This is a genomic window from Nocardia sp. NPDC057663 (assembly GCF_042799895.1).
In the GTDB taxonomy this organism is placed as follows: Bacteria; Actinomycetota; Actinomycetes; order Mycobacteriales; family Mycobacteriaceae; genus Nocardia.
This window is the reverse complement of the sequence record NZ_JBHVHX010000021.1, coordinates 35391-52961: the sequence shown is the minus strand read 5'-3', so window position 1 is coordinate 52961 and position 17571 is coordinate 35391. Positions and strand designations below refer to the sequence as shown.

Genomic DNA, 17571 nt, shown 5'->3' with positions numbered 1-17571 from the left:
ACCGCTCAGGCGGTTCAGTCCCGCACCGCGCGCACGCCGGCGGCCAGCACCGACACCACCAGCGCTCCCACCTGCACCGCCTCGGACATGCGAACCGCCCGGCGCAGATCGGCAGTGGTCGGTGCGGGTCCGTCGCCCAGCGTCGGCCGGAGTTCGGCACCGTGCCGGTACTGGGTCCGGCCACCGAGACGGACACCGAGGGCACCGGCCATGGAGGCTTCCACGACACCGGCGTTCGGGCTCGGGTGCTTGGCCGCGTCACGCCGCCAAGCCCGCCACGCGGCGGCGGGCGTTCCACCGACGAGCGGCGCCAGCGCCGCCGTGAGCACACCCGTAACCCGGGCTGGAACCACATTCGCCAGATCGTCGGTCCGCGCGGCAGCCCACCCGAACCGCAGGTATCGCTCGTTGCGGTAGCCGACCATCGCGTCGAGCGTGTTGACAGCCCGGTACCCGAGCAGCCCCGGCACCCCGGCGACAGCACCCCACAGCAGCGGCGCGACGGTCGCATCGGCGGTGTTCTCGGCGACCGATTCCAGTGCCGCCCTGGCCAGCCCGTCCGCGTCCAGCACCGACGGATCACGCCCGCACAGCGAGGGCAGCAGGTCCCGGGCGCCGTCGATGTCGCCTGCGTCGAGCCGCTCGGCCATCGCGTGCCCGGCGCGCGCCAGGCTGCGCCCGCCCAGCGCCGTCCAGGTGGCCAGCGCGGTGGCGAGCACGCCGCCGCGCGCGGCCAGCACTCCGATCCCGATCACCGAGCCCACCGCGACCACCTCGTGCACGACACCGGCACGCCGGTCGTCGGCATAGGTCACCTGTTCCAAAGCCGCTGCCGCGGAGCCGAATCCGGCCACGGGATGCCAGCGGCGCGGATCGGCGAACACCCGATCGAGCGCGAATCCCAGCATCAGCCCGACCGCGGTCGATGTCCCCTTCTGCACCCAGCCGAGGGTAGCCGACAGCGGGAATGTCACACCCGTCCCCGCTGTTTCGTCATCTCTGCGACCACCCTCATACACTCGCCCGGACCGGGCCAGACGACCGAACGGCGAACCACGATGACCGATGCACACCAGCAGCTCGACCAGGCCGAACTGGCCCGCCGCTTCGAGGAACACCGCCCCTACCTGCGGCGGCTCGCCTACAGCACGCTCGGCAGCCTCACCGACGCCGAGGACGTGGTGCAGGACGCGTGGCTGCGCCTGCAGCGCCACTACGAGGCGGGCAAGGCGGGCGAGATCGACAATCTGCGCGCCTGGCTGACCACCGTCACCGGCCGGCTGGCCCTCGATCAGCTCGGTTCGGCACGCGCCCGCCGCGAACAGTATGTCGGCGAATGGCTACCGGAGCCGGAGGTCACCACCTGGGACGACCCGGCCGACCGGATCTCCCAGGACGAACGGGTCACCACCGCGCTGCTGGTCGTGCTGGAATCGCTGTCCCCGGCCGAGCGCACGGCGTTCGTGTTGCAGGACGTGTTCGGCATGACCGGTCCCGAGGTCGCCGAGGTCGTCGGCCGCACCCCGGCCGCCGTCCGTCAGCTCGCCTCCCGCGCCCGCAAGCACGTGGAGTCCGGCACCCCGCGCTTCCCTGCCTCGCCCGCCGAGCAGGAGAAGGTCGTCTCGGCGTTCGCGCTGGCCTGGCGGTCGGGCGATCTGAGCTCGCTGCTCGGCGTCCTCGACGAGAACGTGGTGCTCACCGCCGACGGTGGCGGCAAGGTGCCCGCCGTCCGCCAGCCGCTGCGCGGCGCGGAGCTCATCGCCAAGGCGCTGCTCGGCTGGTACCACGCGCCGTCGGCCGCCGAGGCCTGGGGCCGGGCGGTCCTGGTCAACGGCGTGCCCGGCCTGGTGGTGTTCGACGGCGCCAATACCGGCGTCTTCTCGTTCGTCATCGACGCGGGCCGCATCGTCGCGATCAATATCGTCCGCAACCCCGACAAGCTGCACGACCTGCCGACCGAGGGCGCGCCGGACTGGTACCTGGGCGCGGGCGAGTAGGAGCTCAGACGCCGAGCGAATATCCGTGTGCCGCGGCCACTTCGGACGACAGCAGTTTTCCGTCGACGGCCGTGAGCCCGGCGGCCAGTCCGGGATCGGCGGCGCACGCGCCACGCCAGCCCTTGTCTGCGATCGCGATCGCGAACGACAGGGTGGCGTTGGTGAGCGCCACGGTGGAGGTGTGCGGCACCGCGCCCGGCATGTTCGCGACGCAGTAGAACAGCGAATTCGCCACGGGGAAGGTGGGATCGGCGTGCGTCGTCGGCCGGGTGGAGGCGAAGCAGCCGCCCTGGTCGACGGCGATGTCGACGAGCACCGAGCCGGGACGCATCCCCGCGACGAGCTCGTCGGAGACCAGTTTCGGTGCCTTGGCGCCCGGCACCAGCACCGACCCGATCACCAGATCCGCGGCGAGGACGGCCTTTTCGATCTCCAGCGCGTGCGAGGCGAGGGTGCCGACCCGGCCGGCGAAGCGGGCGTCGAGCTCGCGCAACCGCGCCAGGTTGGTGTCGAGGACGCTCACCTTGGCGCCCATCCCGACCGCGACACTCGCCGCGTTGGTCCCCGCGACGCCGCCGCCGAGCACCACCACGTCGGCCGGGCGCACGCCGGGCACCCCGCCGAGCAGCACGCCTTCGCCGCGCATCGGCGCCATCAGGTGATAGGCGCCCACCTGGGTGCCGAGCTTGCCCGCGACCTCGCTCATCGGCGCGAGCAGCGGCAGTGAACCGCCCGCCGCCCGCACTGTTTCGTAGGCGATGGCGGTGATCCCGGAATCCAGGATCGCGTCGGTGCATTCCTTCGACGCGGCCAGATGCAGATAGGTGAACAGCACCTGGTCGCGCCGCATCCGCGAATACTCCTGCGCGACGGGCTCTTTCACCTTCAGGATCAGCCCGGCCTCGGCCCAGACCGCGTCGGCGTCCGGCACGATCCCGGCGCCCGCGGCGAGGTAGTCCTCGTCACCGAATCCCGAGCCGGTTCCGGCACCGGCCTGCACGAGCACCTCGTGCCCATGTGCGACCAGTTCGGTGGCGCCCGCCGGGGTGAGGGCCACTCGGAACTCCTGCGGTTTGACCTCCGCCGGCACACCGACCGTTTCGCCTGTTCCCGTCATTGCGCCAGCTTAGGACGCCCGCCGACGGGAGTCAGCCGGTTGGAACATCGCGTGTCGGAGCCGGGTTCACGGTGACGGCGTCACCGATGCCGCCGCCGGAGCAGCGCCGGTGGTGGTCGTCGCAGGCGGCGCGGCGGAGGTGGACGCCGGTGTGGTCGTCACCGGCTGCGTCGTGGCCGGCGGCGCGACGGTGGTCGTCGGCGGTGTTTCGCCGCACTGGCCGGGGCCACAGTTGTCGGTGCCACAATCCGGACCCGGCATGCAGGTGTGGCCCGGCGGTAATCCGCATTCGTTGTGTCCACAACTGTCCGTGCCACAATCCGGGCCGGGCACACAGTTGTATCCCGGCGGCGGCTCCTGCGTCGGCGAGTGGTACCACGACGACTCCGGCGCCTGTGTGGGCGAGTGGTACCACGACGACTCCGGCGCGGACTGGCCACCCGGCGCCGCGGCACCGGGTGCGCCGCCCGGATTCGCAGACGGCGTCACCGAACTCGTCGCAGGCTGCGTCGTGGTGACCGAGGTCTGGGACACCGAGCTCGACCCCGGCTGACCCGAACCGGACCCGTTCGACGAACACGCGGTCAACGCCAGCACCAACGCGACCAGCGCCAGGAGCACCCGCACCAGCGCGCGTGAGCGGCCACTCATTCGCTTCTTCAGCAACTCATCTCCTGCAGTCGTGGAAACCCGCGCCCGGTGGACCGGACGCGGGCGATCGAATCCCCAAGTTCTGAAACCAGTCGTTTCGAAAACTAATCATTTTGTCTGCTGCCGCCGTTAACAGTTCCGACCGACCGCAGCGTCGGAAGCGCAGCCAGCAGCCCTCAGACCGCGAACACCTCACCCCGCACCGGAATGCGAAGCTGCCCAGCGCGATCGGCGTAGGCGAAGGTGCGCTCGAGATAGTCCAGCGACTCGCTGAAGTGGCCCCAGCCCTCCGCGTGCACCGCGACGATGACCGCGTCACCGAGAACGGCGGCGGCTTGAACGGCGGTGCGCGCGTTCAGCGTCACGTCACTGTCGCCGAACCGGCCGATATTGGCGGCGCCGATATTGAGCACCGCGACGTCGATCCGCCCGATCCGCTCGACGATCTGCTCGACCAACTCGACGGACGCGTTGTCGCCGGAGACGTAGACGGTCGGCTCCCCCTCGGCACGCAGTACGAAACCGGTGACCACGCCGCTGAGCGGCTCGCAGCCCTCGGGGCCGTGCAGCGCGGGCACCGCGGTGACCTCGACATCGCCGAGAGTGACTGTCTCCCACGGGACCAGCCCGCGCACGCCGTCGATCCGGCCCGCGGCATCGGGCGTCGAGAGCACGGTCTCGACCTGAGCCAGCAGCGCACGCCCCGCGGTGTCGAGGTTGTCGGCGTGCTGATCATGCGAGAGCAGCACGACATCGATCGCGCCGATCGCCTCGACCGGCACGGCGGGGCCGCTGAGCTTGTGCAGCGTGATCGGGCCCGGGTAGTCGCCCGGTTCATCGAAGGTCGGGTCGGTGAGCCAGGTCAGGCCCGCGTACCGGAAGCGCAGGGTCGGACCACCGATGTGCAAGGCGTCGAGAAGCATTGGGCGGGTGATCGTCTCGGTCATGCCGACAACTTTCGCCGACCACGCCACCCCACGACAGCGGCCTGCAGGCCGACCATCGCTAAGATCGGGCCATGCGCTCGGTGGCGGTCATCGCGTTCGACGGGATCAGTCCGTTCCATCTGTCGGTACCGACGCTGGTGCTCGGCCGGTCCGGCACCGGCGTCGACGGCGAGTCGCCCTACGACGTGCGAGTATGCGCCGAGCAACCCGGAACCCTGTCCACCGCAGCGGGTTTCGACATCACCGTGCACCACGGCCTCGATACCGTGGCCACGGCCGAGCTGGTGGTCTTCCCCGGCTGGCTGCGCGGCCTCGACGTCTCCCCCGCGCTCAACGACGCGGTGCACACCGCGCACGCGAACGGCGCCCGGCTGGTCGGCCTGTGCCTCGGGGCCTGGGCGATCGCGGCGACGGGCCTGGCCGACGGCCGCGAACTCACCACGCACTGGGCCGCCGCGGAGGCCATGGCCCGCGCCTATCCGCGGGTCCACGTGCGCGCCGACACCCTGTGGACCGACCTCGGCGATGTGATCACCTCCGCGGGCGTCGCCGCCGCGCTGGATTGCTGCCTGCACATCGTCCGCGGTGACCTCGGCGCCCGCGCGGCCACCGATCTGGCCCGCGCGCTGGTCACCGCGCCGCACCGCAACGGTTCGCAGGCCCAGTTCATCCCGGTCGCGGTCCCCGACGACAGCACCACCGACCCGATCGAGCAGGCGATGGTGTGGGCGCGCACCCACCTCGACACGGGGATCGATCTCGACATCTGGTCGCGCGAGGCGCTCATGTCGCGGCGCACCTTCACCCGGCGGTTCCGCGAACGCACCGGCACCAGTCCGCAGCAGTGGCTGTTGCAGCAGCGCACCGACCATGCCCGGCTGCTGCTGGAGTCGACCGACGAGACCGTCGACCGGATCGCGCGCGACACCGGTTTCGGCAGCGCGGTGAGCCTGCGCCACCACTTCCATCGCATGCTCGGCACCAGTCCGGCGGCCCACCGCGCCCAGTTCCGCGGGGCAGCGCGATAATCTCCGCATGATCATCAAGGTGGCCGGGTTCGCGCCGGAAATCGACGACACTGCCTGGATCGCGCCGAACGCGACCGTCATCGGGCGGGTGAGCCTGGCCGCCGAGGTCGGCATCTGGTACTCGGCTGTGCTGCGGGGCGACCTCGAGCAGATCACTCTTGGCGCGCGCACCAATATTCAGGACGGCTGCGTCCTGCACGCCGACCCTGGCTTCCCGCTCACCGTCGGCAGTGGAGTCTCGGTGGGACACAACGCGATCCTGCACGGCTGCACCATCGGCGACGACGTGCTGGTCGGCATGGGCGCGACCGTCCTCAACGGCGCGGTGATCGGCGCGGGCACCCTGATCGCGGCCAATGCCCTGATCCCCGAGGGTGCGCAGATTCCGCCCGGCTCGCTGGTCGCCGGTGTCCCCGGCAAGGTGCGCCGCGAGCTGACCGAGGCGCAGCAGGACGGGATCAAGCTCAACGCGGCGGTCTATGTGCACAATCTGGCGGCGCATCGCGCGGCCGAGGTGTTGTGAGTCGTCACACTGAGCAAGTGACCAGTTGGCATACCTGATAGCATTTGCCCTGCGTATTGCGTCCGGCCACGGAGTGTGACGGCCGGCACCGGATGCGCGAGGTAGGAGGTATCACGGTGGCATACATGCATTCCGGTGTGCACCGAGCAGGGGGACGGCTCAGCGTGGCCGACATCGCCGCCCAGCCCGGCGGAATCGAGGCACTCCAGTGCCGGGTTCACGAATTACGTTCTCGCGGGGTCCACTTCGCGGCAAACGCGATCGAGCAGGAGATGGTCGCGCTGGATCTGTCGCCACGAGGATAATGGGACGATGCCTACCGTCTCGTCCATCCTCGCGCGGATACTGGAAAAGCCCGTCACCGATGGGGAGAAGCTGCTCGACAGCGCGCTGTCGGCGTTTCTCGACTTCGGGATCAAACGCACGAGCATGGGCGAGATCGCCCGGCGGGCCGGCATCAGCCCAGCCACCCTGTACCGGCGCTTCGAATCCAAGAACGACCTGGTCGAAGCGGTGGGCGTGCGGGAGGCCCAGCGCTATGTCGCCGTGATCGACGAGCGGGTACGCGCGGTCACCGAGCCCGGCGAACAACTCGTCGAGATCTTCGTCGCGTTCGTGACGACCATCGCGGGCAACGAGCTGCTGCGCAGGCTGCTCGCTACCGAACCGGAGATCATCCTGCCCAGGCTCACCACCGAAGCGGGCCCGATCCTCACGGTCGGGCGCGGCTACCTCGCCGACAAGCTCCGCGAACTGCAGGTGGGCGAGACGGTCCCCGACTTCGAGCCCGACCTGGTGGCCGAGATCATGGCGCGGCTCGCGCTGTCGCTGGCGCTCACCCCGGACGGTCTCATCCCCCTCGACGACCCGGCGGCGGGCCGCGAGTTCGCCCGCCGCACCCTGCTGCCCATGGTCGGCATCCACGTCGCTCACTGAGCGGGCACCCCGAACGCGGCGGCGACGGCCTCGTCGATGCCCGCGGCCGCCACGGGGACACCATCTTCCAGCACGCCACGCACCCGCCCGACGATCGCCGCCGCGGCGGGACAGGCCGGATCGGGCAGCGGCAGCCGGGCCACGTACTGGGTGATCCAGCGGCGCCGTCCCGAATACAGCCGGTTGCCGCACACCGCGTCGTAGAACCGCAGTCCCAGCGCCGAATTCGCCACGCCCATCAGCAGATACGCGAGATCGGTGGCCTGCTCGCCGGTCCCGAGGTCGGTGAGCGAGATCCAGTAGCAGTCGCCGTTGACCACCGCGCCGGACCGGTCGAGCGCGAACCGGGGTCGCTCGCTGATGTCGGGGAACACCAGTTTCGGCGCGCCCCACAGGTGCGGGCGCTGCGGAACCCAGATCTCGAACCACTTCCGGCCGCCGTCGAGCACGTACCGGCGGCCGGACAGCACCTGCTGGTGCGAGCGCAGATACTCTGCGGCGCCGGGGAATTCGGCGAGGTCGATGGGAGTGCGGCGTGGCTGCATGAGGTCGTAGGGGTAGAGGACCCTGGTGCCGCGGTCCCGCCCGATCCGCCACGGTTGCAGATCGTGGTGGGTGATCAACTGCCGCAACAGTTCCGGTTCCGGAGTCGGGTCCATCTGGTCCCAGCGGTCGGAGATGAACACCCGGTCCGCGGTGGTCTTGATGCCGACGCGGATGCGGGCGGTGTCGCCGAAGGTGCGCCAGGTGCGCTCGGTGATGCGGCCGAGCCAGCGGTCGACGGCGGGCCGGGACATGCGCCAAGCGGTGTCACCTGACGGAACGAGGCTCGACCGGTCGACCTCGCCGGGCCGGCTCCGCGCTTCGACTACCGGCGGCCGGTCGGGCTCCGGCCGCACCCCCCTCTCTCGGGCCGAGGACTCCCACCTCGGCCCCGAGAGGTCCACCCCCGGCCGAACGCTCCGTCGCCCCGGAGACGGTCCGCCGAGCCCAGTCGAAGCATTGTCTGGGTGCGGCGCACCCGCCGCCGATCTCTGCGACGATTGCCCACCTATCGACCCGGTGGACAGCACACCCACCTCGACGGCGAACACCCGTCCACCCGTGCCGACCAGGCAGGCCACATCACCGGCCAGTGCATCGAACAAGTCGGTGGCGCAGTCGGGTTCGGCGCCGAGTTCCTCGTAGACCGAGACGTACCGGCAGTCGTGCTCCCTGGGCGCCCGCGTCGCGACGGTGACGGCGGGCAGCACCGCCGCCGCGAAGAGCTTGGTGTCGCCGAGATCGTAGAGCTCGGCCGGATGCAGCTCGCTGGTCAGGATCCGGCGCAGGTTCGCCCCCGCTCTGGTGGTGAGAAACCGGTTGGCGCAGAGCAATCCGAGGACACCGTCGGCGGCGAGCAGCCGGGGCGCGATCGCCACGAACGGATGGGTGAGGTCGATGCGCCCGCGCAGGCCGAACTGCTTGCTCAGCAGCTGTGCCGTCGAACCGCCGAGCTGCTGGGTCCGCACATACGGCGGATTGCTGATGACGAGGTCGAACGAACCGTCGGCGATGCGTGCCGACGCGGCGAGGAAATCGTCCGCCCGGCACTCGATCTCGATGCCTTCGGCGGCGGCGCGCGCGGCCGTTTCGCCGACGGCCCGCCGGTCCAGGTCGTAGCCGGTCAGCCGTACCGTGACATCCGGTGCGACCTCCCGGTGCACCGCGAGGAGCAGCTCGCCGTCGCCGCAGGCGGGGTCGAGCACGCGGAGCTCACCGGCGCGTGGCGCGTGCAGCAGCGCCCGTCGCGCCAGGAACCGCGCGAGCTCCGGCGGGGTGTAGTGCCTGCCGTGCCGTTTGCGCTCCTGCGCATCGCGGGCCTGCGAAGCCATGCGTTCGATTGTGCCCCGCGACGTCGTCATCCTGCGGCAGGCGCGAGACAGCGCCGGGACATCCGCCTGGCAACCTGCCGAAACACGATTTCGTCCGGTAAACGGTGGCTTGTGCCACCGATTTTGGGGGTAGTACCGGCACCGCCCGATCTGTAACGTCTGTTCGGTTTCATCCCGGTTGACGAAGTCGAGGACGATGTCGAGATTCAGGACGCTGACCGCGGCACTGACCGCCGCAGCGCTCACCCTGCTGCCCGCAGTACTACCCGCGGCAGCGCACGCCGACCCGGCGCAGTACGCGCCGACCATGCTCATCCTGGACGCGTCCGGGTCCATGCAGCGCCCCGACCAGGGCGCCACCATGATGGATTCGGCGAAGAAGGCCGTGCGCACTTTCGTCGACTCGGCGCCGGCCGAAGCCAAGGTCGGGCTCACCACCTACGGCACCGGCACCGGCAACGACGAGGCCGACAAGGCGGCGGGCTGCCGCGACGTCCAGATCCTGCAGCCGCCGAACACCATCGACAAGCCCGCGCTCACCAGCGCCGTCGACAGCATCCAGGCTCGCGGGTGGACCCCGATGGGCACCGCGCTGCGCCAGGCCGCCGAGGCATTGCCGTCCTCGGGTCCGCGCTCGATCGTGCTCGTCTCCGACGGTGACGACACCTGCGCGCCGCCCGATCCGTGCGAGGTCGCCAAGGAGCTGAAGCAGAAGGGTATCGACCTCGTCGTCCATTCCATCGGTTTCGCCGTCGACGACAAAGCCCGCGCCCAGCTCACCTGCATGGCGCAGGCCACCGGCGGCAGCTACAGCGACGCCGCCGACGGCGCCGCGCTGGAACGTATTCTGCCGCGGGTGAGTTCGGCTGCTCTGCGCAACTACCAGGCCACCGGCACCCCGATCACCGGCACCGCCACCTACGGCACCGCCCCCGTCGCGAAGCCCGGTCAGTACCTCGACACCATCGGCCAGCACGAGAAGCGGTTCTACGCCGTCGACGTGCCCGCCGGCGCGACGGCGTACTTCACCGGCATCGTCGCCTTCCCGCGGGCAGCCCTGGGCGCCGCCACCAACGGTCTGAGCGTGCTGGAACTGCGCGTCTACGGCCACGACGGCGCGTACTGCAACATCCGGGAACGTGAGCTCGAATCCCGCACCGGCGACGGCGTCGCCTTCACGATCAGCAACACCCTGGAGCGGGCCACCGAGGAGCCCAGCGGCGGCAGCTCCGACTCCTGCAAGGGCGGCGGCCGCTACTACTACGAACTCAATTGGGACGAGGCCCCCGCCGGCCTGCCCGCGCGGCTACCGGTGGAGCTGCTCATCGGCATCGAACCGGGCGTCACCGATCCCGGCCCGAGCTCGGTCACCAAGAAGACGACGTTCGCCGCACCGGCGGGCCCGGCCGAGCCGGTCAGCGGCGGCGGATCGTTCACCGTCGCCACCGCTCTCGACGGGAGCGGCAAGTACACCGACACGATCCAGTCCGGTGAGTACGTCTTCTACAAGGTGCGCCTGAACTGGGGCCAGGGGCTGGCCTATCGCGTACGGTTCACCGAAACCGGCGGCGCGGGGTACACCACCGCCACGAACGTCACCACGACCGTGTACTCGCCGCTCGGCGGCCAGATCCACGAAGACACGAACGCCTACACCGGGCGGCAGGCCACGGATCTCGAAGGCGCGACCGTCCCGATCCGCTACGCGAACCGAGACGCCGACGACATCCCCGTGCAGCAGCAGTCGGTGGCCGGGTGGTACTACATCGCGGTCAAAATCGGGATGCCGTCGGGCACGACGGCCATGCCGCCGACCCCGGTCGAACTCGACCTCACCGTCGCGGGTGATACCGAGGCGGGGCCGACGTACCTGACCGGTAGTCCCGACGTGCTCGGTGAGCAGTCGCAGCCCAGCACCGAAAAGTCTGTCGCGGTGAGTGGTTCGGCTTCGTCGACACCCTGGGTCGCCGTCGCCGCCCTCGGTGTCGGCGTGGTCGCTCTGATCGGTATCGGTATCGCGATCTGGGTGGTCACCCGGCGTCGCGCCTGATTCACGTCCGGAGCCCGCCCGCACCCGATTTCGTGGTGCGGGCGGGTTCCGCGTTTCCGGCCCGACTGCTAACGTGGTCTCAAAATGAGACTAGTTCTCCGCACCGACCGAGGGAGCCGCGCGATGGCGCCGACCGATCACGACAGCAGCGATTTCGCCGCCCTGCAGCGCCTCGCCGACACACGCTGGACCTGCAGGCAGTTCCTTCCCGACGAGGTCGACCGGGCGACGATCGACCAACTGCTCAGCCTCGGCGCGCGCACACCGTCGTGGTGCAACACTCAGCCGTGGCAGGTCGTCGTCACCACGGGCGAAGGCACCGAACGATTCCGCAAGGAACTGCTCACCCACATCCAGACCAACGGCACCGCACCGGATTTCGAGTTCCCCGCCCAGTACGCAGGCGTCTACCGCGACCGCAGACGTGAGTGCGGCTTCCAGCTCTACGACAGCGTCGGCATCGTCAAGGGCGACCACGAGAACACGATGCGCCAGATGGTCCGCAACTTCGAATTCTTCGACGCGCCGCACGTCGCCATCGTCACCTCCGAAGCCGACCTCGGCACCTACGGCGCCGTCGACTGCGGCCTCTGGCTGCAGAGCTTCCTCCTCGGCGCCCAAGCCCTCGGCCTCGGCGCCGCCCCCCAAGCCGCCCTCGCCTCCTACTCCCCCTTCCTCCGCGAATACTTCGACCTCCCCGACCACCGCAAGGTCGTCTTCGGCGTCTCCTTCGGCTACCCCGACCTCGACCACCCCATCAACACCTTCCGCACCTCCCGATCCCCTCTCCCCGACCAGATCACCTGGCACACCAGCTGACCCAGATCACGATCACCATGCTCCGGTGGCGGCCGATGCTCGCACCAGAGCGTGGTGATCGTTCATCCCGGCGATGGCGTCAGGCGGGGCGGGCGGCGGAGGTGATGCCGGGGCCCGGTTCGGGGACGATGTCGCGGGCGGTGACCTCGGCGTCGCACTCGTCGCAGGTGAGGTGGACGTGTGCCTCGCCGGTGCAATCCTTGTGCCGGTATTCGACCGGGGGGCCGTCGGGGGCCATGTAGGTGTCGCCCCAGTCGCGGATGGCCATCAGGATCGGGTAGATGGCGTGGCCTTTTTCGGTCAGACGATATTCCTCGTAGGCGCCGTCTTTCGCGGGCTGCTTCACCAGGATCTCGTGCTCGATCAGCCGATCGAGGCGGTCCTGTAGCCGGCTGCGCGAAATCCCGAGCGCGCTCTGGAAGGCATTGAATCGCCGAATCCCGGTGAAGCAGTACTTGAGTACCAGCAATGTCCATCGGTCCCCGAAGATCACCAACGGCCGCGTGATCGAGCACGGGAACTCGGCGAGGTCTTCGTAGCGCACCCTGCCATTATGCGCGCTGCAGCGCCCGCACAACATGCGAGACCAGCTGGTCGACGAAGTCGGCAGCGACCGGTCGGCGAGCGAGTGTGGTGCGGAAATGCAGGGGCCCGATGAGCAGTTCGAGGGCGAGCCGCGGGTCGGTGTCCGGCGGAATCTCACCGCGTTCGACGGCGCGATCGAACAGCGGCTGTACCGCGAGGAATCGGCTGTCCCAGAACGCAGTGCGCACCTCGGCCATCTCCTCGGTATCGGTGACGTAGGCGAGCGCTCGGGAGAGACCGCCGCCCAGCGGCGTCTCGAGATAGGCCGCGAGTTCGGTGGCGAACTCGGCGAGGTCGCCCCGCAATGTCCCGGTGTCGGGCAGGGGAAGAACCCGCCGGCTGTATTCGAGGAGCACGTCGAGGAGCAGATTCTCCCGACTGCCCCACCGCCGGTAGATGGAGCTGTCCCGGACCCCGGCCCGGCGGCTGATGTCGGGAATCCCGACCCGATCGACGCCGTGCTCGATGATCGCGTCCAGCACCGCCTGGTGAACCGCCTCGCGAACGCGTGCAGACCGGCCTCCTGGCCGCCGCTGCGGAGCGTCTTCCTCTGTCGTCGTCACCTCTCGATCTTAAAGCAGATTTCCTTGCTTTTGATTACCGGGGCGACTTAAGCTCGCTGAAGCAGAAAGTTCTGCTTTTTCTGAACTGGAGAGGTTCACCGATGACATCGTTGTCAGCATGGGCAAAGAAAGTGCTGGTCAGCATCTGCGCGCTGACCAGCACCACCGAATACGCGACCCGCCGGATCGGCCCTGCCCCGTTCCTGCCCGCGTTGTTCGTCGACCGGTTCACCCATCTGGGTGGGATCGCCGACGCGGAGTTCCGCACCCAGCTGGACGACTGCCGATCCTTCGACGACGCCCGGTGGACCGCGCACTGGCAGACCATCGCCGGGCGGCAGATGGCCCGCGCGAACGAAGCGCTCGCACAGCTCGGCGTTCCGGATACCGACGCACTGCTCGCGACAACCGACAGCGAGATACGGGACGAGCTGGGTGCGCGACTGTCGCCGGCGGTCTCCCTGCTCGCCGACCGGGGCCCGGTCGCCGACCCTGACGCGGTGGCGAAGTTCTGCGCCGAACACCCCGATTCCGCGCAGTCGGCCATCGCCCTGGACGGCCTGATCAAGGCGATGGTCTACGAATTCGTCGCCGCGTGGCCGGGCTGGACACCGCGCCGGCTGGCGGCCTACGAGCGGTCACACCGGCTCGCCGAACTCGTCCTCACCTGCCTGGCTCCGGCGATGGGCGTGTCCATCGAGCCGGTGCGTGTTCCGGTCCCGGGTGGCGACGTGGTCCGCGGATACCTGATGTTCCCGCTCGATCGGGGTGCCGCCGAGATTCCGATCGTGTTGTGCAGCAATGGTATCGAGGGAACCCTCGCGGAGCTGATGCTGCCGATGCTGACCCATCGGCGTGCCGGGATGGCCCTGTTCGTCATGGAGATGCCCGGCACCTACTCCTACCGGCAGCCCTTGGCGCCCGAGGTGGAGCGGGTGTACTCGGCGGTCGTCGAGCACCTCGCCGCGGATCCGCGGGTGGACAGCGATCGCATCGGGATGCTGGGCGTCAGCTTCGGGGCCTACTGGGCGACCCGGATGGCCGCGGTCGATCCGCAGATCTCGGTCGCGGTCGCCAACGGCGCGCCCGCGCACCGCAGCTTCACCGCGGCTGCGGCACTGGGTCTTCCGGAGATCATGGTGTCGACGCTGCGCAACGCGACGGGATCGGCGAGCATCCACGAGATGGCGGGCAAGCTGCGGGAGCTCTCGATCGCCCACCTGTACCGGCACATCGACATTCCACTCCTGGTCGTCAACGGCGCCGACGACACCCTGCTGAGCACCCAGGACTCCATCGATATCGCCATCGGGGCGCCGAAGGCCCAGCTGGTGCTCTACGCCGACGACGACCACTGCGCCATGGGACACAGCGAGGAATGGAGCGCGCTGTCGGTGCGATTCCTGCGCGAGCACTTGGTCGTCCGGCAGAGCGTGGGGTGCTGATCCCATGCCGCTGCCTGTGCCCCGGATCCACCGAACTCTCGACCTCGCGGCCCGTCGGATCACGCTGCACACCGACACCGGCGCCGGGTGGACGACGATCGATGACCTGCCTTCGTTCGTCGTCCCGGCGGCCGTCACCGAGGAGTACGAGATCTCCCGGTACGAACTGCTCGGCGTTCCCGACGGAGCCCGCGTCCTGCCCGTCTGTCCGGTGTCGTTCCGCGATTTCATGGTCTACGAGAAGCACGCTGTCGATGCCGCGCGCGGTATGGCGCGGCGATTCGTGCCCGCCGGCTACCGCCTCGGACTCCTGTTCGAGACTCTGACCCGGCGCACCTTCCCGCCCTACCGGCCGCATCGGCTCTGGAACCAGCAGCCCCTCTACTACATGTCCAACGCGTCGACGATGATCCCGTCGGGAATTCCGGTCAGCTGCCCCGGCTACAGCGCGGCGCTCGACTTCGAGCTGGAACTGGGTGTCGTGCTGGGTGCGCCGCTGCGCGACGCGACCCCGGCGGAAGCCCTCGCCGCGATCGGCGCCGTCGTCGTCGTCAACGACTTCTCCGCGCGCGACGTCCAGCTGGCCGAAATGCGTTCGGGATTCGGGCCGCAGAAGTCCAAGCACTTCGCCACCTCGATGTCGGTGACGGCGGTCGCCGGCTCGGCGGTGGCCGACCGGCTCGACTCGCTCACCGCATCTGTGCAGATCAACGGGCACACGGTAGCCCGGACCGGCACCCACGGCATGCGGCACAGTCTCGGCGCGGCGATCGCCCATGCTTCCCGGAGCGAACAGCTGTTCCCCGGTGAGCTGATCTCCACCGGAACGCTGCCCGGTGGCAGCGGGATGGAACTGGGCCGATGGCTCGCGCCCGGCGATGTCCTGCGACTGGAGATCGACGAGATCGGTGTCATCGAGCACCTGATCCGCGGGTGAGTGCGGCGTGAACATCGATCAGGTTTCCGACTCCGTGTATGTCGTCGCCGGAACGAATGTCAACTGGGCGCTGATCAGCGACGGCACCGGCGTGACCGTCATCGACGCCGGTTACCCCGCCGACACCCCGCTCGTTCTCGACTCGGTTCGCCACATCGGCCACGATCTCGCCGACATCACCGCCGTCCTGCTGACCCATGCGCATCTGGACCACATCGGTGCCGTCCCACGGCTCGTCGAGCTTCTCGGCGTTCCCGTCTACACCGGCGCCGAGGAAGTGCGGCACGCCAAACGTGAATACCTGCAACAGATCACGCCGGGGCAGCTGGTGCGCACGCTGTTCGCACCCGGCGGAGCGCGCTGGGTATCGCAGACGCTGCGCGCGGTCCACGGCGGCGTCGGTACCAGCGTTCCGACCGCGACACAGGCTTCGACGTTGCCCGGTGGACTCGTCGCCCTGCCGACGCCCGGTCACACCGACGGGCACACCGCGTATCTCCTTCCCGCCGAAGGGGTTCTGTTCTCCGGTGACGCGCTGGTGACCGGTCACCCCCTGTCCCGGCGGACCGGACCGCAACTGCTGCCGCCGGTGTTCCACCACGACCTCGCACGCACGCTCGACAGCGCTCGTGCGCTCACCCGGCAGCCGGCGCACACCCTCGTCCCCGGCCACGGGCGATCCACCCGGCTCGTCCTCGCGGACTTCACCGACACCCTCCGATAACCCGATCCGGGGCGCCGAGCCGGATCGATCTTTACCACCGAGCAGCGGTCGCCCTTCGCCCACAACGATTGTGCGCGGCGACCGGAACAACAGGAGCCGTGGTGCGAACACACCGACAGACCACCGAATCCGACACCACAGCTACACACACGGAGGAGCCGTCCAGATCCCGTCAACGCCTTACCGCCGGGCTCGGGCCGACCCCGCGAGCACGACACGGAACAGCCGCGCGGTCGATGATGGCAGGCGCCACAGTGCTGGCTCTGGGCAGCTGTTCGCTGCTGCCGGACGAGTTCGGCGATGCGCTGAACCCGTCGACCGAGATCACCGCGGACTTCGAGAACATCGCGGGCATGTACGAGGGCAACGAGATCATGGTCCTCGGCCTCGCGGTCGGCAAGGTCGACAAGATCATCCCCAAGGGCACCTACGTCGAAGTCCACATGACCATCGACGGCGGCGTCAAGATCCCGAAAGACGCGATCGCCGCGATCATCTCGCCCTCGATCGTCACCGACCGCCACATCGAGATCTCCCCGCCCTACACCGGCGGCGAGGCCATGAAGTCCGGCCAGCACCTGACCAAGGCCAGCACCAGGACCCCGGTCGAGCTGGACACGATGATCAAGACCATCGACCAATTCTCCGCCGCGCTCAAGCCCGAACCGGGTCAGGAAGGCCTCGGCCCGCTCTCGGGCCGGGTGCTCTACCCGGTACTCAACGGCAACGGCCAGAAGATCCGCGAGACCCTCGACGCGCTCTCGAGCGCGCTCAAGGTCGGTGTCGACAACAAGGACGCCATCTCCAACATCATCATCAAGCTCAACGAGCTGACGACGATGCTGGCCGACAACGATCAGTCGGTGCGCGATTTCAGCAACCGGGTGACCGCCATGACGGGGCTGCTGGCCGAGCAGGCTCCCGGCCTGCAGGCCACCCTGGACCAGCTCAACGCGTTCCTGGCCAACACCAGCACCACCTTCGCCGGACATCAAGACGAGCTGGCCGCCTCGCTGACCGGATTGACCAATGTCACCAACCAGCTGCGCGCCAACTCGGGCGCGATGGTCGAGATCGTCGACATCGTCCCGCTGCTGATGCAGAACATCGACGGCGCGATGGACCACGATCAACGGTTCGTCCGAATACACGGCCTGGTCGGCACCGCCCTCTCGGGCGAGGTCGTCAGCGTCTTCTGTGAGCGGATCCAGCTGAAGTCCGATGGCTGCCGCTCCGGAAACATGCAGGACTTCGGCCCCGACTACGGGCTCACCGCCGCACTCCTCGGACTGACGAAATGACGACATCGAGGCCACCTTCGGCAGCCCGCTCGCTCACGTCGGCGTCACCCGCCGCGGCCCGTTCGCACAGGTCG

18 protein-coding genes are annotated in these 17571 nt (G+C 69.3%); 12 read left to right on the top strand and 6 right to left on the bottom strand.

The features are described 5' to 3' along the window. Positions 1-14: 14 nt before the first annotated feature. Entirely contained in the window at positions 15-941 is a 927-nt protein-coding gene (locus ACFVAV_RS29880) for a cobalamin biosynthesis protein (protein WP_379038916.1), read from the bottom strand. A gap of 117 nt (positions 942-1058) precedes the next feature. Between ACFVAV_RS29880 and sigJ the strand changes: the two genes are divergently transcribed. After that, positions 1059-1997 (top strand): RNA polymerase sigma factor SigJ, encoded by a 939-nt coding sequence (sigJ, locus tag ACFVAV_RS29875; protein ID WP_379038915.1) that lies wholly within the window; start codon positions 1059-1061, stop codon positions 1995-1997. 4 nt (positions 1998-2001) lie between these two features. On the opposite strand, the gene ald is transcribed toward sigJ, so the two are convergent. After that, complete coding sequence (gene ald / locus ACFVAV_RS29870; RefSeq protein WP_379038914.1) at positions 2002-3114, bottom strand: alanine dehydrogenase; 1113 nt, start codon at positions 3112-3114, stop codon at positions 2002-2004. A 109-nt stretch (positions 3115-3223) separates the two neighbouring features. Between ald and ACFVAV_RS29865 the strand changes: the two genes are divergently transcribed. Beyond that, positions 3224-3667 carry a hypothetical protein gene (locus ACFVAV_RS29865; protein ID WP_379038913.1) on the top strand — a complete coding sequence of 148 codons (444 nt, stop codon included), beginning with the start codon at positions 3224-3226 and terminating at the stop codon, positions 3665-3667. A gap of 274 nt (positions 3668-3941) precedes the next feature. On the opposite strand, the gene ACFVAV_RS29860 is transcribed toward ACFVAV_RS29865, so the two are convergent. After that, positions 3942-4712, bottom strand: coding sequence for an MBL fold metallo-hydrolase (locus ACFVAV_RS29860; protein ID WP_379038912.1), 771 nt, complete (start codon positions 4710-4712; stop codon positions 3942-3944). A gap of 71 nt (positions 4713-4783) precedes the next feature. Between ACFVAV_RS29860 and ACFVAV_RS29855 the strand changes: the two genes are divergently transcribed. The 4 genes from ACFVAV_RS29855 to ACFVAV_RS29840 all read left to right on the top strand — a co-directional run bounded on the left by ACFVAV_RS29855 (position 4784) and on the right by ACFVAV_RS29840 (position 7199). Beyond that, positions 4784-5740: a GlxA family transcriptional regulator gene (locus ACFVAV_RS29855; protein ID WP_379038911.1), complete on the top strand. Its 957-nt coding sequence runs from the start codon at positions 4784-4786 to the stop codon at positions 5738-5740. Between the two features lie 7 nt (positions 5741-5747). Next, positions 5748-6263: a gamma carbonic anhydrase family protein gene (locus ACFVAV_RS29850; protein ID WP_379038910.1), complete on the top strand. Its 516-nt coding sequence runs from the start codon at positions 5748-5750 to the stop codon at positions 6261-6263. A 125-nt stretch (positions 6264-6388) separates the two neighbouring features. Then, the gene (locus ACFVAV_RS29845; RefSeq protein ID WP_229740164.1) at positions 6389-6568 is read left to right on the top strand and encodes a hypothetical protein; all 180 of its coding nucleotides are present in this window, start codon (positions 6389-6391) and stop codon (positions 6566-6568) included. Between the two features lie 7 nt (positions 6569-6575). After that, complete coding sequence (locus ACFVAV_RS29840; protein ID WP_379038909.1) at positions 6576-7199, top strand: TetR/AcrR family transcriptional regulator; 624 nt, start codon at positions 6576-6578, stop codon at positions 7197-7199. Here ACFVAV_RS29840 and ACFVAV_RS29835 read toward each other — a convergent pair. Next, positions 7193-9073 (bottom strand): Eco57I restriction-modification methylase domain-containing protein, encoded by a 1881-nt coding sequence (locus tag ACFVAV_RS29835; RefSeq protein ID WP_379038908.1) that lies wholly within the window; start codon positions 9071-9073, stop codon positions 7193-7195. The two genes, ACFVAV_RS29840 and ACFVAV_RS29835, sit on opposite strands and share 7 nt — an antisense overlap. Before the next feature lie 196 nt (positions 9074-9269). Here ACFVAV_RS29835 and ACFVAV_RS29830 point away from each other — a divergent pair, with 196 nt between their 5' ends. Both ACFVAV_RS29830 and ACFVAV_RS29825 read left to right on the top strand, forming a co-directional pair. Next, a complete protein-coding gene (locus ACFVAV_RS29830) occupies positions 9270-11123 on the top strand; it encodes a VWA domain-containing protein (RefSeq protein WP_379038907.1) in 1854 nt (617 codons plus the stop codon). Between the two features lie 123 nt (positions 11124-11246). After that, positions 11247-11942: a nitroreductase gene (locus ACFVAV_RS29825; RefSeq protein ID WP_379038906.1), complete on the top strand. Its 696-nt coding sequence runs from the start codon at positions 11247-11249 to the stop codon at positions 11940-11942. A gap of 79 nt (positions 11943-12021) precedes the next feature. Here the strand turns inward: ACFVAV_RS29825 and ACFVAV_RS29820 are convergent, their stop codons facing one another. Further along, entirely contained in the window at positions 12022-12486 is a 465-nt protein-coding gene (locus ACFVAV_RS29820) for a winged helix-turn-helix transcriptional regulator (RefSeq protein ID WP_379038905.1), read from the bottom strand. A gap of 7 nt (positions 12487-12493) precedes the next feature. Further along, complete coding sequence (locus ACFVAV_RS29815) at positions 12494-13090, bottom strand: TetR/AcrR family transcriptional regulator (protein WP_379038904.1); 597 nt, start codon at positions 13088-13090, stop codon at positions 12494-12496. 101 nt (positions 13091-13191) lie between these two features. Here ACFVAV_RS29815 and ACFVAV_RS29810 point away from each other — a divergent pair, with 101 nt between their 5' ends. The 4 genes from ACFVAV_RS29810 (at position 13192) to ACFVAV_RS29795 (ending at position 17497) form a co-directional block, all read left to right on the top strand. Beyond that, positions 13192-14535, top strand: coding sequence for an alpha/beta hydrolase family protein (locus tag ACFVAV_RS29810; RefSeq protein WP_379038903.1), 1344 nt, complete (start codon positions 13192-13194; stop codon positions 14533-14535). A 4-nt stretch (positions 14536-14539) separates the two neighbouring features. Beyond that, a complete protein-coding gene (locus tag ACFVAV_RS29805; protein ID WP_379038902.1) occupies positions 14540-15472 on the top strand; it encodes a fumarylacetoacetate hydrolase family protein in 933 nt (310 codons plus the stop codon). A 7-nt stretch (positions 15473-15479) separates the two neighbouring features. Beyond that, a complete protein-coding gene (locus ACFVAV_RS29800) occupies positions 15480-16196 on the top strand; it encodes an MBL fold metallo-hydrolase (protein ID WP_379038901.1) in 717 nt (238 codons plus the stop codon). Between the two features lie 239 nt (positions 16197-16435). Next, entirely contained in the window at positions 16436-17497 is a 1062-nt protein-coding gene (locus ACFVAV_RS29795; RefSeq protein WP_379038900.1) for an MCE family protein, read from the top strand. The last annotated feature ends 74 nt before the right edge of the window (positions 17498-17571 follow it).

Coding starts and splice junctions, on each gene's coding strand:
- sigJ (WP_379038915.1), top strand. CDS start 1,059: ATGACCGATGCACACCAGCAGCTCGACCAGGCCGAACTGGCCCGCCGC.
- ald (WP_379038914.1), bottom strand. CDS start 3,114: ATGACGGGAACAGGCGAAACGGTCGGTGTGCCGGCGGAGGTCAAACCG.
- ACFVAV_RS29860 (WP_379038912.1), bottom strand. CDS start 4,712: ATGACCGAGACGATCACCCGCCCAATGCTTCTCGACGCCTTGCACATC.
- ACFVAV_RS29855 (WP_379038911.1), top strand. CDS start 4,784: ATGCGCTCGGTGGCGGTCATCGCGTTCGACGGGATCAGTCCGTTCCAT.
- ACFVAV_RS29850 (WP_379038910.1), top strand. CDS start 5,748: ATGATCATCAAGGTGGCCGGGTTCGCGCCGGAAATCGACGACACTGCC.
- ACFVAV_RS29845 (WP_229740164.1), top strand. CDS start 6,389: ATGCATTCCGGTGTGCACCGAGCAGGGGGACGGCTCAGCGTGGCCGAC.
- ACFVAV_RS29840 (WP_379038909.1), top strand. CDS start 6,576: ATGCCTACCGTCTCGTCCATCCTCGCGCGGATACTGGAAAAGCCCGTC.
- ACFVAV_RS29835 (WP_379038908.1), bottom strand. CDS start 9,073: ATGGCTTCGCAGGCCCGCGATGCGCAGGAGCGCAAACGGCACGGCAGG.
- ACFVAV_RS29830 (WP_379038907.1), top strand. CDS start 9,270: ATGTCGAGATTCAGGACGCTGACCGCGGCACTGACCGCCGCAGCGCTC.
- ACFVAV_RS29825 (WP_379038906.1), top strand. CDS start 11,247: ATGGCGCCGACCGATCACGACAGCAGCGATTTCGCCGCCCTGCAGCGC.
- ACFVAV_RS29810 (WP_379038903.1), top strand. CDS start 13,192: ATGACATCGTTGTCAGCATGGGCAAAGAAAGTGCTGGTCAGCATCTGC.
- ACFVAV_RS29805 (WP_379038902.1), top strand. CDS start 14,540: ATGCCGCTGCCTGTGCCCCGGATCCACCGAACTCTCGACCTCGCGGCC.
- ACFVAV_RS29795 (WP_379038900.1), top strand. CDS start 16,436: ATGGCAGGCGCCACAGTGCTGGCTCTGGGCAGCTGTTCGCTGCTGCCG.